The organism is Pseudoalteromonas sp. T1lg122 (assembly GCF_002964825.1).
GTDB lineage: Bacteria > Pseudomonadota > Gammaproteobacteria > Enterobacterales > Alteromonadaceae > Pseudoalteromonas > Pseudoalteromonas gelatinilytica.
In genome coordinates, this window is the sequence record NZ_PQCG01000007.1 from 23,313 (window position 1) to 40,829 (window position 17,517).

The following is a 17,517-nucleotide window of genomic DNA, read 5'->3' on the forward strand; positions in this document are numbered from 1 at the left end:
CTGAAACTCGCACCTTGAGGTGGTTTGGGTATTAACATTATTGTTTGTAACAGATGCAGCTATGTTAGTTATTTTGCCTTGTTTTAGCGACCGTTATTTTGCTTACACGTATTTAAAAAGTGGCGATAAACAGGGTTATCTTTCATATTCTTTTTCATCGCTAAATACATAGGGCGAGTAAGGCCTAGTGCACCTAACGGAATAGACTTAATGAGTCCTTGGCTTTCATAAGGAGTGACTAGCCAGTCTGGTAATGCTGCAACCCCCATACCTGCGCTCACTAATTGGAATATCAATAAGCCTTGGTCAACTGTTTTAAGCGTGCCATCAAAGCGTGCATTTTGAATAAAATGTTTAAAGATATCTTGGCGCTCACGCGGAATAGGGTACGAAATAATTGTTTCGTTCTTTAAATCAAGGGCGGTGACATAGGCTTTTTTTGCCAATTCATGATCCGGTGCGACTATCAGCTTTAATTTAAAATCAAATAGGTGAGCATATTCAAGCTGATCGGGTTCACGAATGTCAGAAGTCAGCACAAGATCTAACTCATCATTAATTAAATCTGGAATGGCGTCATAACTAAAGCCGCGCTCATAATCAATTTTAATATCTGGCCAAAAGTTATTAAATTCTTTGATGGTTGGGAGCAACCAATGAAAGCAGGCATGACACTCAACACTTAAACGTAAATTTGAAATTGGCTGATTAAGGCTTTCTTTTAAACGACACTTTGTCGCTTCAACTCGTGGCAACACCTCATTGGCGAGCTCAAGAAGTAGCATACCTTGCGGAGTAAAACGCACAGGCTGTGTCTTACGCTCGAATAGTTGGCAATCTAACTTATTCTCAAGATCTTTAATTTGATGCGATAAAGCCGATTGAGTTAAAAATAACTCACGGGCGGTATTGACCAAAGAGCCTGTTTCTTTGAGGGTCGCTATGGTTTTTAGGTGCTTTATATCAATCATCTTTAAAAAATCTCATGAAAAATGTGAGTCCAACTCAGATTACGAACATACTACGCCTTAGAATTTGTTTTTTCAACGTCTAGACGTCTAAAAGTGATGGTTATTTTATCTTCTTTTTTACAATACGCCCTTTTACAATTAATTGACAGCGTTGTCATAAAATTGTTTGCAGGTTGATTCTGAAATTCCATGAATTTACCTCAAGTTGAAACTTGCTGTTTTAAATGTTTTTAAGCATCTGGTCATTAATTTAATCCTGGATTCTAATGACTAAAAATAGGGCTGACTTTTCACTAAGGTATTATTTTTTAACATGTTAGTATCTTCTAATGAGTGTATTGTGATTTTTTAAAGGGATGCTTGTGTTACGAACTGTACTTTTACTCTGGGCTTGTTGGGTATTGCCTGCTTTTGCGGGCACTATTTACAGTCAGTTTCCGACAGAAATTGACCCACATGGTCACTATGTTTTTTATTCACATGGTTTTATTGTCGAAGGGACAAACCCTAAGCCTGTTCACAAAACCTTTGGGGTGTATGATTTTATTGCTGTAAAAGAAGCATTGGCAGATGAGAGCTATCATTTAATAGCCTATCACAGGCCAAAAGACACTGAACCTTTTGTGTTTGCGAAAAAACTCGCTGCAGATGTCGAAGCATTGATCAGTGCCGGTGTTGCTGAGTCGAACATTAGTTTGGTTGGTTTTTCACGGGGCGGGGCATTATCGATACTGGCAGTCAATGAACTTAAACGTACACGTATCAACTTAATTATATTGGCAGGTTGTGCAGGCCTTATAAAAAATCACACATCAGTTAAGGCTTATGGCAAGGTGTATTCTATCTTTGAGCGCTCAGATCAGGTTGGCTCTTGCCAATTTTTAATTGATAGAAGTGACGTAACCAAGTTCGAAGAAATAAGCATTAATACAGGGCTCTCCCATGGTGCATTTTATAAACCAAAAGATGAGTGGCTGTTACCAATTAAGAAGTGGCTAAAGGATTAATTATGCCTTATATATTGCTCGTTTTTGTGATCAGTGTTTTGGGCGTGAGCGATGTAAGCCATGCTGAGCCGTTTACTTTGCCACGTACTAATACTGTGTTACTTAAAGATAAACATACCGAAAACGAATACCCCATTACGATTAAGTTGCCACGCAGCTACCAAAAGCAAAACCAGAAGCGCTACCCAGTTGTTTACCTATTAGATGCAAACTACAGTTTACCGATTGCCTCTGGTGCTAGTCGCTTTATGATGAATTCGGGGGCTATAGAAGAGGTAATTATCGTTGCAGTAGGATATCAAAAAGGTGTATCTGGGCTTAATAGCCGTATTTATGACTATACGCCATTTGAAGATAAAAATTGGCAGCGTAAAACTGGCGGAGCAAGTCAGTATCTAAACTACCTAAAACATACTGTATTGCCTTATATTAAGGCCGACTTCAGAACAACCCAAAAAAGTACGTTAGTCGGTAACTCACTTGGCGGTTTATTTGCGGCTTATACCTTATTCACTGAGCCTTCGCTTTTTTCAAATTATATTATCGGTAGTCCTTCAGTGTGGTTTAAAGAAAACTCAATATTAGCTATGGCTGTAAAACCAGCTGCCAACACAACAAAAGTTTACATCGCAGTGGGAGAACTTGAAGAAAGCGAAGGTGAACAAATGGTGTCGGGGGCAAGGCAATTAGCAGCTAAAATTACTAAACAAAGCGGCGCGCTGGTTACAACAAATTTATTTGTTATTCCTCAGGCACGCCATGCAACTGCATTCCCAACAACGATTACCCAAGCCTTAGACTGGATTTACCAGGTTAATACCAACCCGCAATAATACTTAATCATTTTGAGGGATCAAACCTGTCGCTAACTGCGTTAAAAATTTCTCATTTAGAACAACTAAATAACGAAATTTTTGCCTTGCTATCAACGAGGTTTTATTGCCTCAAAATAGACTACTTAATTAAGCGGATTGGTATAAGAGCAATTAAAGAGCGTGACACTTTTTATATTTTTTGCCGCTACCACAAGGGCATTCATCATTACGGCCAATTTTAATATCTGCAACTGGCGTTATATCACCATCAAGGTAACGCCATAAGCCATCTTCTTTAATAAAACGCGACTTTTCGTGTAACTCACAATACAAGTTTTGGTAAAAGTAATTTGCTTTAAATTCTACAAAGCCTTCTTGCTCGTTATGTTCAGTCTCTAAAACACTGAGTTTGGTAAAACGGCAGCTATTAGCAAAATCTTTAATTTCGCGAACCGGGTTCGCGGCTTGCTGGCTTTGTGCATAAGTACTAAATACATATTTTGCATCTTTTAGCGCGTATGCACTAAAACGAGAACGCATAAGTTGCTCTGGGGTATCAGCTTGGCTTGCACCGGTATGAAAAGGCTGGCAGCAAAGCTCGTAAGTCGATTCGCTGCCACAAGGACAAAGGGAGTGTGTGAGTGATGTCATAACAACTTACCTAAAAATGTAAATTGTTATTTTAACAAGCCTATTGTGGCTGCGGTACTAAATTGTTTAATTGAGCGCTTTTTGTAAAGCAATAAAACTTAGCTGATGCCTGATCTAGGTTTAAGTTCATCGAATCAAGTTGATGATTGTTTACAATATCTGTCCATGTGATCACAGCAGCAAAGTTACCGTTATGTAATGCTGAGCTAAGTACGTATTCAAGGTTTACTAAATGCTTTTGTCTGATCACAAGTAGTTTGCTGGTATCAATTGAACACGAATCTAATAATGCTTTGCTAGGAACATGATCAGGTGCAATTAATAGTGTCCATGCATTTTGGCTATTGTAATGATGTAATACTTTTAATAGCTCAAAGGTTGCTGATATTTCGTCTTCAATTTGAATTAAATTAACAGACGCTTTGTCGTTATCTTGTTGGTAGCTTTTAACTGTTCTTAAGGTAATTGGCTGTAACATAACTTTCACTCACTGGTTGTTTATACAGTATGTGTATACAGTAGTTTATACAGTGTTTTTGCGCAAGTACTTTTTTTGCTATTTTTTAACCAATGATTCAGTTTTATGTTAATTAAAATGATTTAGTTCTTATTAAACATGTAGTTATAATTTTGGTTTGCAGAGTTAAAAAGCTAAAAAATTTAGCATTTAACTCATACAGTGTTTTGTACAGTACTGTGTAAGACGTAACATTTTTCTTTTATACAGGTGTTTTGCATAAAAAAGCCGGTATAAATACCGGCTCTTTATCTTTGCAATCTTGCTACTTATCTAAATAAGTATTCAAAAACTCAAGATATGCGTTTGAGGCTTTTATGCGGTTTTCCTTTTTAGTAAAACCATGGCCTTCATCATCAAATAATACATATTCGACAGGCACACCATTTGCCTTAACAGCGGCAACGAGTTCATCGCTTTCAACTTGTAAAACGCGAGGGTCGTTAGCACCTTGGATCACCATTAATGGCTTGGTGATGTTTTTAGCATGAAATAGTGGCGAAATTGCACGGTGACGTTCACCGTCTGTAGCTGGGTCGCCCATTTCGTCATACAGCGCCTTTTTAAAGCTTTCCCACCATGGTGGAATCGAGTTTAAGGTTCTAACCCAGTTTGTTACACCAAAGATGTTGATACCTACTTTGAACTCTTCAGGTTCAAAGGCAAGTGCGGCGGCGGTCATAAAGCCACCGTAACTTCCTCCTATGATGCCAATTTTGTCAGCATCGACCCAATCGAGGCTTTGTAGATGCTTTTTGCCGTATACGATATCTTGTAAATCATCAGTGCCATGCTTTTTGTCATCTAAATGGAAGAAGGTTTTACCATAGCCTGAGCTGCCACGGTTATTGACCGCAAAAATGGCATAACCGTGATTGACTAGATGCTGCTGCATTGCACTATAGCCTGTGCGGCTTTGGCCGCCAGGGCCGCCGTGCACCCACACTAAAGCTGGTACTTTGTTGTTGCTGTTAGCTTGCTTAGGCTTATATAAAACCCCAGGGATTTCTAAACCATCAAAACTTTTAAAGCGCACAATTGTGCTTTCAACCAAGTCATTTTGATTAATTGCATCACTTAATGTGTTGGTTAACTGTTTCGCTTTCGATTCACCGAGTTGCCACACAAATAGGTTACTTGGCGAGGTATCTGAATTTAAATAAAACGCCATGGTCTTTTCATCAGCTGAAAAATTAACACCACGTAAGTTACCAGCAGGCAGCGATGGCATGGCTATGCTTTTACCTGTGGTGGTATCGATTATTGACACCTTAGTGCTTGCGTCGGCATTAACACCGCTTACTTGATAACGACCAGATTCAGAGAAGTAAATAAAGCTCACATCCCACTCATCTTTGAGGGCAGGGCTGTGCTTACCGGTCGTTAAGTCATAGCGCCAAATTTCTGCAAACTCACCTTTAGCATCGGTTGAGTAATACAGTGATTTACTGTCTGTTGAGAAGGTTTCAGGGCCGTATTTGGCGTCGTCGTCATGGCGGGTAATGAGCTCTGGCTTCAGTGTTTTTTTACGCGTATCGAGAATGAACACATCGCTGTCTTTGTTCGAATTATTTTTAGATAAAGCAATAAAACGGCCATCAGGGCTGATCGCACCGACATCCAGTCCCATGGTGTTTTGATAAACAAGGGTTACTTCATAACTGCTAGCATCGACGCGATAAAGATCCATAAACTTAGCATCACGTTGATTGCTGGTTATAAAAAATTGTTTCGCATCTTCAGTGAAGCCTGCAAAACCCGCGCGGGTTTCTTCACCTGGCGTAAGATCTTTAACTGTGCCGTCTGTTTCGCGAACATAGATGTGATAACGCTCGTTACCGCCAGAGTCTTTGGTAAATAATACGCGCTCATCATTAGGGAAATAAGCAACTGCATAAGTACTGTCTTCAAAGTCAGTTAAACGGGTTTTCTTGGCGCTTTTTATATCTACTTCATAAAGACTATAAATGCCGCTTTCGTCACTACTAACGAGTATTTTGTCGCCTTTTGGTGAAAAGCTGCTGCCCATAATTGACGTTGTGTCAAAAAAGGTTTCAGCGTCATACTGTTTTACAGTTTGTTTTTGTTGCACGCTTTCGGTGCTGCTTGTTGATTGGGTTGATTGTGAACATCCTGCAAGTGCAAGGCTAAGTGCGCATGCAACAGCTGCTAGTTGAAAACTCGGTTTCATTGTAATTATTCCTTATCTATTTTTCGCTATAGAGTCTTGCCTGTTCATTATATAAACGCAAGTTTTACCAGTTCGATATTTGTTACAAATCATGTAACTAATTAGGAACATGAGTGTGCTACTATTTTTTCACTATCAAAGGAATAAACATGATTGAAATTAACAACCTCAACAAGCGTTTTGCTTCAGCACACGTTTTTGAAAACTATAATAAGCAATTACAAGGTAAAAGAGTTTGTTTACAGGCAGCAAATGGTAGAGGAAAAACAACATTACTGATGATACTAGCGGGCCTTGAAAAGCCCCAGTCTGGGCTGGTTTTATATAATAATGAGGCATTAAAATCGCCGCAAAGCGATGTATCAATTGCTAGCGATCTTATTGTGCTGCCTGATTTTTTAACTGCGCGGCAAATTTTTGAACTTAGTTGCAAGGCATTAAATAAAGATATGCCAGAGCAGCTCATTACAGGGTTTAACTTTACAGAGCACCTCAATACTCGCTTTAGTGCTTTGTCGAGTGGCAATCAAAAGAAGTGTCAGCTTATTATTGCTTTTTTAAAGCAAGCTCCATTTTTACTCTTAGATGAACCGAGTGCAGCGCTTGATCAAACAAGTATTCAATTTTTGCTGACCTTACTTGATGGCTACCTAGATGATAAACCTAATGGGCAAATCATCATTACAAGCCACGAACCAGAGGTGTTTGTGCAGCGTGGTTTTGAGTGTACATCTTTATGATTGATTCTTTTGCTAGTTACTTGTCATTCCTTTCTTATCGATACCTAGCATATACGACCACCCTCAAAAGTATGCTGTCTCAGTTAAAGAGTTTTAGCTTGTTGTTTGCACTGGTACTAGGCCCTGCATTTCTTGGTATGGTTTTGCTGTTGTTTTTAGGACTCGGCAAAATAGTCGATAGCCATGCAGCACCTGCTTACGGTGCAAAATTAGCAGTGGTTTATCTTTTACTTGAATCGGTAATGTTGTGGGCCATGGCGCCAGCCATTAAAAATGAGAAAAATAGGGCGTTTCAGCGAAGTCTTTATATATCCTATTGGCGAGTATGTGCTGACTGCAAGTTACTACTTTTAAGTAATGCATGGCTCATTGCCAGTTTATTAATAGCAATAGATCTATCGTTAAAGCAGTGGCTACAAGTACCTCATTTTTTGCTGTTCATGTTGTTGCAATGGTTATGTGGAGTATTTGTTCTTTATAAGCCTCGTGCGCTTCTTTATAGTTTATTACTCAGTTCTGTCTTGGTATTACTGCCTATTAGTTTATCTTCAATGCAATATTTTTTGGGTTTTGTTGTTATTTTCGGCTGCTCGACTTTGCTCCCACCCGTAAGAATGAGCCATAAATTAAAAGTACACTCGCTTGCTTTATTTTGGCTTAGCTATTTCATACAGCACAGCTGGAGCTTAATATGGCGTGGTTCAGTTTTGCTAGCATGCTTGTTCGCTTTATTACAGCTAATTTCAGTTCGTAATGACTTTAGTGACTTGATACAGGCTGTGGCTTTTTCAGTATGCGTATTGCTAACGAGCTCGCTGCAGTTTGATTGCTTGGCTGTTTTTCAAAAATTTCAGCTGTTCTTTCAAAGTAATAACCAAGACAAGCCGTTTTATAGGAGCCAGTTTTTACCGAGCTTTATATTTTTTGCTGTAGCTTTAATACTCGTTATAAGCATGCTTGGTACTAAAATGATTTACTTCTTCATTGGGGCAGTGTGGTGTGTATTGCAACAATATTTAGCGCAAAAAAAACCAGCGCAATTTGCGCTGGTTTGGTTTTTCATAACAATTGGAATTGTTTTGCTAGCTTAAGCGGCGTCAGCTTTTTTATCGCTCTCGCCGCGGGCTACTTTACCTGCAACTAAGTCTGCTGGGTCAAAGTCGTCAACGTTAATAACGTCAAGACGGGCTTTTTCAACAGCGGCTAGTTTGTCGGCTTCAGCTTGGCTTAAAATACCTGCTTCTAGGCCCATTTGCGCTACTTTATCAAGTTGGAAGAAAGGCAGTTTCACGCCTTTTTCACGGCACACCTTATCAAACAGAGGCTCAACTTCTAGTACGTCTTTAAGCGTTTGCTCTTGACGACCAACAAGGTTAAGTGGCTCGTTTTTAAGGTAAATGTAGTTAGCTAAACGGTTACGAGTTTCGCTTGGTACTTGTAATAAGTGTGCTAGTTTGTGCTCAAGCTTATCAGTAGGTTTACGAACTGGACGACCGAATGGGAATAACATAATTTTTAGCATTGCACGTAGTGGTGCAGATGGCATGTTATTGATTAAGTCAGCAAGTGCACGTTGGCAGTGGTAAAGGTGATCTTGGCAGCTCCATTGAACAAGCGCAAAATCTTCTTTTTTACGGCCTTCGTCGTTGTAACGTTTAAGTGTTGCAGATACAAGGTATAAGTAGCTTAGTAAGTCACCTAAACGTGCAGAGATACGCTCTTTACGTTTTAATGAACCACCAAATACCGCCATGCTAATATCTGACATTAATGCTAATGATGCACTGAAACGTGACGCAACACGATAAAACTCAGCGGTTTCGTCTTTGTACGGTGTACTTGTGAAACGTGCGTTTGTAAATGCTAACCACTTAGTGCGAACAAGGTTCGAAATAGTAAAGCCAATGTGGCCCATTAACGCTTTATCGAATACTGCAAGCGCTTCTTCACGGTCTTCAATTGCACAAGCGCCTAGTTCAGTTAACACGAATGGATGACAACGAATTGCACCTTGACCATAGATGATCATGTTACGTGTTAAGATATTTGCACCTTCAACGGTAATCGCAATTGGCGCACCTTGGTAACCGCGACCTAGGTAGTTGTTTGGACCAAGCATAATGCCTTTACCACCATGAACATCCATGCCGTGAATTGTTGCTTCACGCATTTGCTCAGTTAAGTGGTATTTAATAATTGCAGATACAACCGATGGTTTTTCGCCAAGGTCAACAGCACCTGTAGACATGCTTACTGCAGCATCAGAGCTATATGCGTAACCTGCAAGTTTAGCGAGTGATTCTTCAACACCTTCCATTTGACCAATTGGCAAACGGAATTGACGACGAATACGGCTGTATGAACCCGTTGCAAGCGCAATTGTTTTAATGCCACCTGTAGAGTTAGACGGCAAGGTGATTGCACGACCAACAGATAAACATTCAACAAGCATACGCCAGCCTTGACCAGCCATTTTCGGGCCACCAATGATGTAATCAAGTGGTACGAAGATGTCTTTGCCGCGAGTAGGACCATTTTGGAATGGTACATTTAGCGGAAGTGACGACGGCCAATTTCGACCCCTGGGGTATCTGTTGGGATCAGCGCACAGGTAATACCAGGTTCTTTATCATCACCTAATAAACCGTCAGGATCTTGTAGTTTAAATGCAAGACCAAGTACAGTCGCAACTGGAGCTAGAGTAATGTAACGCTTGTTCCATGTTAGGCTAATACCGACAACTTCTTCACCATTCCACTGACCTTTACAAACAACACCGTAATCAGGAATTGCACTTGCGTCAGAACCGGCTTCTGGTGATGTTAAAGCAAAACATGGAATTTCTTGACCACTTGCTAAGCGCGGTAAGTAATGATCTTTTTGCTCTTTAGTACCATAGTGCTGAAGTAATTCGCCCGGACCTAATGAGTTAGGTACACCTACGATAGATGAAAGTAACGTTGATTTACTTGTTAGTTTTTGTAGTACACACGATTGTGCATAAGCAGAAAACTCTAAACCGCCGTATTCTTTTTTGATGATCATGGCAAAGAATTTATTATCTTTTAGATATTGCCAAACATCTTGCGGTAAATCAGTTAGTTCGTGAGTTGCGTGCCAGTCATCTAACATGCTACACACTTCTTCAACTGGACCATCAATAAACGCTTGCTCTTCGATAGTCAGTTTAGGTGCTGGGTATTGGTGTAATTTGTTCCAGTCAGGACGACCGCAAAATAGATCCGCTTCCCACCACGTAGTACCGGCATCGATTGCTGATTTTTCAGTTTCCGACATCGTCGGGGTTACTTTTTTGAAAGCAGCGAAGATAGGTTTGATGATGTATTGTTGACGAACGCCAGTCACAGAAAGTGGCACAGCGATAAGTAAGAATAGTAGCCAACTAATTGCGCCAAACGCGCCAGCAAATGTGCCAACAAGTAAAGTCGCAACGGCAATACCTAAGCAGGTATTCCAGCTTGCTCTGTGGTAACTCGCAATACTAAGCAGCACGAGTAAACCAAGTAAAAATATGAGAGTCATTGATTATTCCTTAATAGAGGTCAGACCACCTCTTTTAGAGTAGCGCTTGAAAAGCGAATTATCAAGAGGGGAACAGGGATTAAAACAGTCTGTGCAACGAGTTTTATTCATTTAAAAATGGCTATCAGTGCAAAAACATTTACAGCCAGTGAGGGATTGTTGAGTAATTACTTATAATCAGCGCCGTTATACTGGCAATTAGTTGTGAATTGCTCAGATAGTTCTGAAAATCTCAGCATAGCAGTTGCCATCTTTAACGCTATGTTTAACAATGAGCGCAGGCAGGGATCAGCCCATCATGCCTTCCTTCGATTAGTTTTATAGGTTAAGAGTTCTATGTGTGAGTTGCTTGGCATGTCGGCCAATGTACCAACGGATATTTGTTTCAGTTTTTCAGGATTATTAGAACGCGGTGGTAATACTGGCCCGCATAAAGATGGCTGGGGCATCACTTTTTACGAAGGTAAAGGCTGTCGTACATTTAAAGATCCAGAGCCAAGTTGCCAATCAGAAATTGCCAAGTTGGTTAAAGCGTATCCAATAAAAAGTATTTCAGTGATAAGCCATATTCGCCAAGGAAACCGTGGTCGAGTGTGCCTTGAAAATACCCACCCATTTACTCGCGAGTTATGGGGCCGTGAAATTACGTATGCTCACAACGGGCAACTATCGAATTATCATGATTTAAAACCAGATTACTATCGACCTGTCGGTAATACCGACAGTGAGCTGGCGTTTTGTTGGCTGCTCGATAAAATTCGCGAAAAATACCCTAAACGCCCATCAAATATGGCGTCTGTATTTCGTTATGCTGCCAAGCTTGCCCACACACTGCGTGAAAAAGGCGTATTTAATATGCTGCTTACTGATGGGGTTTATGTTTTAGCCTATTGCACCAATAACTTACATTGGATCACTCGACGTGCACCGTTTGGCAAAGCGACATTAATTGATGCAGACATGGTGATTGATTTTCAAAAAGAAACCACACCGAACGATGTGGTTACTGTGATTGCAACACGGCCACTCACCAATGATGAACGCTGGCAGAAAATGGAACCCGGTGAGTTTGCCCTGTTTAAAATGGGTGAAAAAATCTAAATAAAAGATGAAGCGCTATTAAGGCGCTTCGTTACTCACTTCATTTGTTACGGCCACTGGCGTGGTCACGGTGAATGAATTAAGCTGCACTTCAAATTGCTCAACGCCTTTTTCACCTTTCCACATACGAACTAGCATGTAGTCCATTTCTGGGGCAAACCAAGCAAGTGCTTGACGTTTATCGTTATCGTATAAACGTTTAACTTTAATTGCTTCTACATTACCAACAGGTAGCGAAATCATTTCTGTGCCGATAACTTCAAAGTCGTAATTGCGAAGGTTGCCTTTTTTATCAATCAATGGATACGATAATTGTGTTTTACCTTGCTTTAGCTCTTCGCGTACTTGCACTTGGTAAGATAGAGAATCTTGAAAATCATCTGACCAATCCAGCTTCAATGGGTATTTACTTTCGCTGCTTTGAACTTGCTTTTGCGCTGCATCAAATTTTAAGCTGTATTCTTTATCAGGCCCGGTGCCCGAACGTTCCATGGTGTAACTTAGCGGAGAAATTTTTTGATCATGGTACGTAAATTTAGATGTTTCTTTTCGTGAGTCTGAAAAAATCATCCATTCGATTTCACTGTGATAAGTGATTACGTAGTTACCGTCTGCGGCTTTTTTCAGCTCGCGTACTGCTTTACCATGGGTTTCGCCTTTACGAAGTACATCGTATTTGGCTTCATATTGAGTGAGGTCGCCAGCTAAAACACTGGTAGGAAGTAATAAAGTGCCCACACAAGCGAGTAGGGCACTTAGATTTTTATTCTGGGTAGTGCGCGCCGTGTGCAGGAAGTTTCTTTTCGTCAAAAACTGCATAATCTGCTTCCATCTTGAGTCGTTGTTCACTGAACCACTTGACCACCAATGGATAGATTATATGTTCTTGCTGATGAACACGTTGTGCGAGTGTCTCTGCGGTATCGTTTTCGAGTACCGGCACTTTGGCTTGAAGAACAACGGGACCGCCGTCTAGTTCTTCTGTGACAAAGTGAACACTAACACCATGAACGTCATCTTTTGCATCTATCGCTCGTTGGTGGGTATTCAGCCCTTGGTACTTAGGCAACAAAGAAGGGTGAATGTTCAACATTTTTCCCTTAAATTTTTGCACTAAGCTAGGTGTAAGAATACGCATAAAACCAGCTAATACAACTAGATTTGGTTCAAAATTGTCAATAATGTCCATTAACTCAGCATCATAGGCCTCGCGCGAGTCAAAATCTTTATGGCTTAGTACACGTGTTTGTATACCTGCATTTTTTGCTCGCTCAAGGCCATAGGCGTCGGCTTTATTACTAATTACAGCGGCGATTTCGGCCTTTATTTCACCACGCGCACACGCGTCGATGATGGCTTGAAGGTTAGAACCGCTACCAGAAATTAATACAACAAGACGACAAGGGGTCATTAGTCACGACCACCTAAAATTTCTACTTGCTCTTCGCCTGCTTTCGCATCTTGGATCTCACCAATATGCCATGCATTTTCGCCAAGATCTTTAAGAATTGTTAAGCTTTGCTCAAGTTTGTCTGCTGGAACAACTAAAATCATACCAACACCACAGTTGAATGTACGGTACATTTCGTGTGTTGTGATGTTGCCGTTTTCTTGTAACCAGTTGAAAACTACAGGCCATTCCCAGCTGTCACCTTTGATAACTGCTTTTGCAGACTCAGGAAGTACGCGCGGGATGTTTTCCCAGAAACCACCACCCGTGATGTGAGATAAGGCGTGTACATCAACCTGCTTGAATAGCTCAAGTAGTTGTTTAACGTAGATACGAGTTGGCTCTAATAGGTGATCGCCAAGTGTTTTGCCTTCAAGCTCAGCGCTCGTGTCTGCGCCAGATACTTCAAGAACTTTACGAATTAATGAGAAGCCGTTTGAATGAGGACCACTTGATGCAAGGGCGATTAATTGGTCGCCTGCAGCAACTTTAGTACCGTCGATAATTTTTGATTTTTCTACAACACCAGTACAGAAACCAGCCATGTCGTAGTCTTCGCCGTCGTACATACCTGGCATTTCAGCAGTTTCACCACCGATTAATGCACAGCCAGAAAGCTCACAGCCTTTACCAATACCTGTTACAACATCAGCCGCAGTATCTACGTCTAATTTACCCGTTGCATAGTAATCAAGGAAAAATAGTGGCTCTGCACCTTGTACAATAAGGTCGTTTACACACATAGCAACAAGGTCGATACCCACTGTGTCGTGCTTTTTAAGATCGATTGCTAAACGTAGTTTTGTACCAACACCGTCTGTGCCAGCAACCAGTACAGGCTCTTTATAGCCAGTTGGTAGTTCGCAAAGTGCGCCAAAACCACCGATACCGCCCATTACTTCAGGACGTCTGGTTTTTTTAACTACGCCTTTAATACGCTCAACAAGTGCATTACCGGCATCGATATCTACGCCCGCGTCTTTATAGCTAAGAGACTGTTTTTGTTCGCTCACAGGTTTTCCTCAAAAAAGTTGCATGTGGGTTGCTTAGAAACGCGCGTATTTTACAACAATTGCACTGGCGCGGCTAGTTGAAAAATCACTTTAACCGACTTGACAAGGACAGTTGTCCGGTTTTTTTGCTTTCAAGTTACAAGGCAAAAGTATCAAGCAAATGACCCTTCTACCTTGAAACTAGAAACTTCTTACTATTTGTTAAGCTTTCGCGGTTAAAATAGCGCGAAGAGGGGCAGGGTAACCTTCAATGGTTTTGCTGGTGTCATTTGGATCTAAAAAGTCGACTAATGATTCGTTTTCCATCCACTGGGTTTTACGTTGTTCTTCAAGCGTTGTGATTGCGCAGTCTTTAACTTGTACATCTTTAAAGCCAACGCGCTCCATCCATAGTTTTAATGCCGCGGTGCTTGGGATAAACCATACATTACGCATTTTCGCATAGCGGTCAGTTGGCACTAAAACTGTGTGCTCATCACCTTCAACAACCAGTGTTTCAAGGACTAACTCACCCCCTGGGCGAAGCTGTGCTTTTAATTGCGCTAAAAAGTCGATAGGTGAACGACGATGATATAAAACACCCATTGAAAATACTGTATCGAATGCTTTTAGCTCTGGCAGAGCTTCAACACCTAATGGTAATAAATGCACGTTTTCATCTTGGTGATAATGCTTTATCGCTTGGAATTGGCATAAGAACAAATCAGATGGATCGATACCCACCACAAAATTTGCGCCTTCACCACGCATGCGCCACAAGTGATAACCTGAGCCACAGCCAATATCAAGCACAGTGCGGCCTTTTAACGGTTCGATATGAGGCAGTAAACGATCCCATTTCCAATCACTGCGCCACTCAGTATCAATTTCGATACCGTGTAAGCTAAATGGCCCTTTACGCCATGGCATCATGCGCTTTAATAAATGCGTTAACTGTTTTTGCTGACCTTCAGATAGCTCATCACCGGTGCCAATTTGTACTTTATCCTGAAGATTCACATGGTTTGTGCTTACCTCAGGTAAGTTTTTCAGCACTTTTTGCCATTTCGGTAAATCACCGTGGCTGGCTTCTAGTTCCCAGTGCTTTAATTGACCTGGCAAAGTTTCGAGCCAGTGACTTAGCGGGCTTTGTGCAATCGCAGCGTAAAATTGGTTAAACCATTGAGACATGAAATACTCTTTATATCGTTGTGATGATTACTTGATTGCAATCATCGAGCAGAAGTTAAAACATTGATACCACACTTGCGTTTGGCTAAAACCAATTTCACTTAATCGGTTTAAGTGGGTAGATAAATGATCAGGGCGCATGACATTTTCGATAGCCGTGCGCTTTTGGCTGATCTCAAGCTCCGAATAGCCGTTGTGACGTTTAAAATCATGGTGTAAATCAATGAGCAAATTATCGCATTGCTCATTTTCACCTCTAATTTTTTCGCTCAGTAGCAAAACGCCGCCAGGTTTTAAATTTGCGTAAATCTTTTCAAGCACCGCTTGGCGCTTTTCAGGTGGAATAAACTGAAGTGTAAAGTTCATCGCGACCACAGAAGCATTCTCGATGGCTAAATCGTTGATATCACCTAGCGTAACTGTGACCGGCACGTCAGAGCGAAAACCCTGTAAATGTAATTTACAGCGCTCAACCATCGCTTCTGAGTTATCGACGGCAATAATATTACAGTTATCGGTGCGAATATTTCGGCGCATACTTAGCGTTACAGCACCAAGAGAACAGCCTAAGTCGTATAGGTTTGAATTACTTTGCGCATACTCGCCAGCCAGTTTACCTATGGTGCTAACAATGGTTGCGTAACCCGGCACCGAGCGCTGGATCATATCAGGGAAAACTTCTACTACATGTTGGTCAAAGCTAAAGTCTTTAACCGCTTGCTCAGTGGCATAAATACTGTCTTTTTGCGTCACGTGAACAGTCTCTTTAAAAAATAATACCGCTATTTTAGCATTTTTAACTGGATAGTCAGTGATAAATTCAGTAGCTTGGCTAGAATTATCAATAACAAGTACAAAAAAGAGAAGTTTAATGACAAAAAGCAAAGTGATCAGTACAGAAGATATCTTATCAACTCTGTGTCATTCAGTGACTGGAGTTCTGTCTTCAGCAAGCGGTAACGGTATTAGTTATTCTGCCATGGTTCAAAAAATCACCCGCACCTGTATGCGTCCAGACATTGGCTGTTTTGTATTGTTCGATGGTGGCTTTACCGGTCTTGTGGTAACAAACTTCACAGCGCAAGCAGCCATGGAAATTTATCATGACTATATGCGTAACATGGGTATGCCAGAAGACGAAATTGCACAAAGCCATTTATCAGATGATGTGGCAAACGTACTCGGCGAGCTTATGAACCAAATCGTTGGTGACTTTACGTCAAAAGTACGCGACCAACTGCATACTTCTATTACGCAAAACCAACCTAAGATGATGGCGATTAACAAACAGGTACAAATTTCTGTTGATACCACCATGGATAGACCACAAGCACGCCGTGTGACATTCACTACTGCGAAGCAAAATATCTTCTATCTAGAGCTTGCGATGGATAAAACTGAATTTATCAAACTACATGATTTTGATATTTCAGAAGCCGTTGACCCAGATGACATCATCGAAAACGAAGCCAAACAAAAAGCTGAAAAGCAAAAAGCATCATCACAAGCAGACGATGCAGATGATGATTTTATGGCAGAACTTGGTTTGTAACCTAACGACTTGAGCTGTCAGCTATCAGCTTTCAGATAAAATAGAGGCGCGGGTTAGACCGCGCTTTTTTGTTTAGTTGAAGAAGAGCAACTGTTTTAAATCAGCGATTCAGTTAAATTTATTCTTTTTGATATTACTAATTAATTCATCTGCTAGAAAAATATACTTTTCTTGCTGGAATCTTTCCGCTGATACTTTTAATGCTTTTGCATCGCTAATTAATAGATTTCGTGATTTATCAAAGTAATTTAGAGGAAGTTTTCTTTTTTGTTGAATGCTCCAGTAGCTTAGCATTTCTTCGACCATCTCATTATCTAGTTTATACATCTCCACAACACGATCGATTACAGCTTGGTAGTTTTTAGTCTTTAAATCTTCTCTATTATACTGTCTCCAAATTTTAAATAGCTCTCGATAGTGCCCTTTATAAATAGAAGGTGGTTTAGTGGAAAGTAATAACAAAGCTTCTGCTTCAGAAAGTTTCTGTTCTTTTTTTAATTCCAAAGCCTTTAAGTAATTGTTGAGAAGAGCTGCCCCTTGAGGATCAATATCTGCAGAGGTTAGAACGATGTTTTGCTCGGTTAGGCTTTGGATTTCTTTTGATATGTTTACAGTTGGACTGTGATTTTTCTTTTTGTAAAACCAGCTGAATATGCTCACGCTCTCTCCGATTAATATAAATGGCCCTAGTTATCGCAAGAAAATGGTTAAACCACTCATTCAGTATTTACTTTACAGCTTAAAGCTCTGAACTTAAAGCTCGTTTAAAGCCTACATTCATCCAATTTATGCTTTA

General features: G+C 40.6%; 16 protein-coding genes and 1 pseudogene. 6 read left to right on the plus strand and 11 right to left on the minus strand.

Features of this window, described 5'->3' with window-relative positions; genetic code table 11:
• Nucleotides 1–83: 83 nt before the first annotated feature.
• The gene (locus C2M33_RS05585; protein ID WP_054551603.1) at nucleotides 84–971 is read right to left on the minus strand and encodes a LysR substrate-binding domain-containing protein; all 888 of its coding nucleotides are present in this window, start codon (nucleotides 969–971) and stop codon (nucleotides 84–86) included.
• A 362-nt stretch (nucleotides 972–1,333) separates the two neighbouring features.
• On the opposite strand from C2M33_RS05585, the gene C2M33_RS05590 reads away from it, so the two are divergent.
• Both C2M33_RS05590 and C2M33_RS05595 read left to right on the plus strand, forming a co-directional pair.
• Nucleotides 1,334–1,978, plus strand: coding sequence for an alpha/beta hydrolase (locus tag C2M33_RS05590; protein ID WP_233999121.1), 645 nt, complete (start codon nucleotides 1,334–1,336; stop codon nucleotides 1,976–1,978).
• A gap of 2 nt (nucleotides 1,979–1,980) precedes the next feature.
• Complete coding sequence (locus C2M33_RS05595) at nucleotides 1,981–2,811, plus strand: alpha/beta hydrolase (RefSeq protein WP_105173946.1); 831 nt, start codon at nucleotides 1,981–1,983, stop codon at nucleotides 2,809–2,811.
• A 153-nt stretch (nucleotides 2,812–2,964) separates the two neighbouring features.
• Here C2M33_RS05595 and C2M33_RS05600 read toward each other — a convergent pair whose 3' ends face one another.
• The 3 genes from C2M33_RS05600 to C2M33_RS05610 form a co-directional block, all read right to left on the minus strand.
• Nucleotides 2,965–3,444: a YchJ family protein gene (locus tag C2M33_RS05600; protein WP_062564233.1), complete on the minus strand. Its 480-nt coding sequence runs from the start codon at nucleotides 3,442–3,444 to the stop codon at nucleotides 2,965–2,967.
• A 40-nt stretch (nucleotides 3,445–3,484) separates the two neighbouring features.
• Complete coding sequence (locus C2M33_RS05605) at nucleotides 3,485–3,922, minus strand: SulA-like leucine-rich domain-containing protein (RefSeq protein WP_063706205.1); 438 nt, start codon at nucleotides 3,920–3,922, stop codon at nucleotides 3,485–3,487.
• Nucleotides 3,923–4,226: 304 nt separating this feature from the next.
• Nucleotides 4,227–6,152: a S9 family peptidase gene (locus C2M33_RS05610; protein WP_105173947.1), complete on the minus strand. Its 1,926-nt coding sequence runs from the start codon at nucleotides 6,150–6,152 to the stop codon at nucleotides 4,227–4,229.
• A 149-nt stretch (nucleotides 6,153–6,301) separates the two neighbouring features.
• Here C2M33_RS05610 and C2M33_RS05615 point away from each other — a divergent pair, with 149 nt between their 5' ends.
• Together C2M33_RS05615 and C2M33_RS05620 are read left to right on the plus strand one after the other, a co-directional pair.
• Nucleotides 6,302–6,892 (plus strand): ABC transporter ATP-binding protein, encoded by a 591-nt coding sequence (locus tag C2M33_RS05615; protein ID WP_105173948.1) that lies wholly within the window; start codon nucleotides 6,302–6,304, stop codon nucleotides 6,890–6,892.
• Entirely contained in the window at nucleotides 6,889–7,983 is a 1,095-nt protein-coding gene (locus C2M33_RS05620; protein WP_105173949.1) for a DUF6136 family protein, read from the plus strand. Before C2M33_RS05615 ends, C2M33_RS05620 begins: the two co-directional genes overlap by 4 nt.
• Here C2M33_RS05620 and fadE read toward each other — a convergent pair.
• Nucleotides 7,980–10,435, minus strand: a pseudogene (fadE, locus tag C2M33_RS05625) (acyl-CoA dehydrogenase FadE). The gene C2M33_RS05620 and the pseudogene fadE sit on opposite strands and share 4 nt — an antisense overlap.
• Before the next feature lie 336 nt (nucleotides 10,436–10,771).
• Between fadE and C2M33_RS05630 the strand changes: the two are divergent.
• A complete protein-coding gene (locus tag C2M33_RS05630) occupies nucleotides 10,772–11,536 on the plus strand; it encodes a class II glutamine amidotransferase (protein ID WP_054551596.1) in 765 nt (254 codons plus the stop codon).
• An 18-nt stretch (nucleotides 11,537–11,554) separates the two neighbouring features.
• Here the strand turns inward: C2M33_RS05630 and C2M33_RS05635 are convergent, their stop codons facing one another.
• From C2M33_RS05635 to cmoA, 5 genes are all read right to left on the minus strand, one after another.
• A complete protein-coding gene (locus C2M33_RS05635; protein ID WP_082874091.1) occupies nucleotides 11,555–12,355 on the minus strand; it encodes a DUF3108 domain-containing protein in 801 nt (266 codons plus the stop codon).
• Nucleotides 12,300–12,947, minus strand: coding sequence for a phosphoribosylglycinamide formyltransferase (purN, locus tag C2M33_RS05640; RefSeq protein WP_054551594.1), 648 nt, complete (start codon nucleotides 12,945–12,947; stop codon nucleotides 12,300–12,302). Before purN ends, C2M33_RS05635 begins: the two co-directional genes overlap by 56 nt.
• A complete protein-coding gene (purM, locus tag C2M33_RS05645; protein WP_063705981.1) occupies nucleotides 12,947–13,999 on the minus strand; it encodes a phosphoribosylformylglycinamidine cyclo-ligase in 1,053 nt (350 codons plus the stop codon). Before purM ends, purN begins: the two co-directional genes overlap by 1 nt.
• A gap of 201 nt (nucleotides 14,000–14,200) precedes the next feature.
• Nucleotides 14,201–15,169, minus strand: coding sequence for a tRNA 5-methoxyuridine(34)/uridine 5-oxyacetic acid(34) synthase CmoB (gene cmoB / locus C2M33_RS05650; RefSeq protein WP_054551592.1), 969 nt, complete (start codon nucleotides 15,167–15,169; stop codon nucleotides 14,201–14,203).
• Nucleotides 15,170–15,196: 27 nt separating this feature from the next.
• Nucleotides 15,197–15,922 (minus strand): carboxy-S-adenosyl-L-methionine synthase CmoA, encoded by a 726-nt coding sequence (gene cmoA, locus C2M33_RS05655; protein WP_063706202.1) that lies wholly within the window; start codon nucleotides 15,920–15,922, stop codon nucleotides 15,197–15,199.
• 118 nt (nucleotides 15,923–16,040) lie between these two features.
• On the opposite strand from cmoA, the gene C2M33_RS05660 reads away from it, so the two are divergent.
• Nucleotides 16,041–16,721 carry a DUF3334 family protein gene (locus tag C2M33_RS05660; protein WP_063705977.1) on the plus strand — a complete coding sequence of 227 codons (681 nt, stop codon included), beginning with the start codon at nucleotides 16,041–16,043 and terminating at the stop codon, nucleotides 16,719–16,721.
• Nucleotides 16,722–16,829: 108 nt separating this feature from the next.
• Here the strand turns inward: C2M33_RS05660 and C2M33_RS05665 are convergent, their stop codons facing one another.
• Entirely contained in the window at nucleotides 16,830–17,381 is a 552-nt protein-coding gene (locus C2M33_RS05665; RefSeq protein WP_105173950.1) for a hypothetical protein, read from the minus strand.
• Nucleotides 17,382–17,517 lie beyond the last annotated feature (136 nt).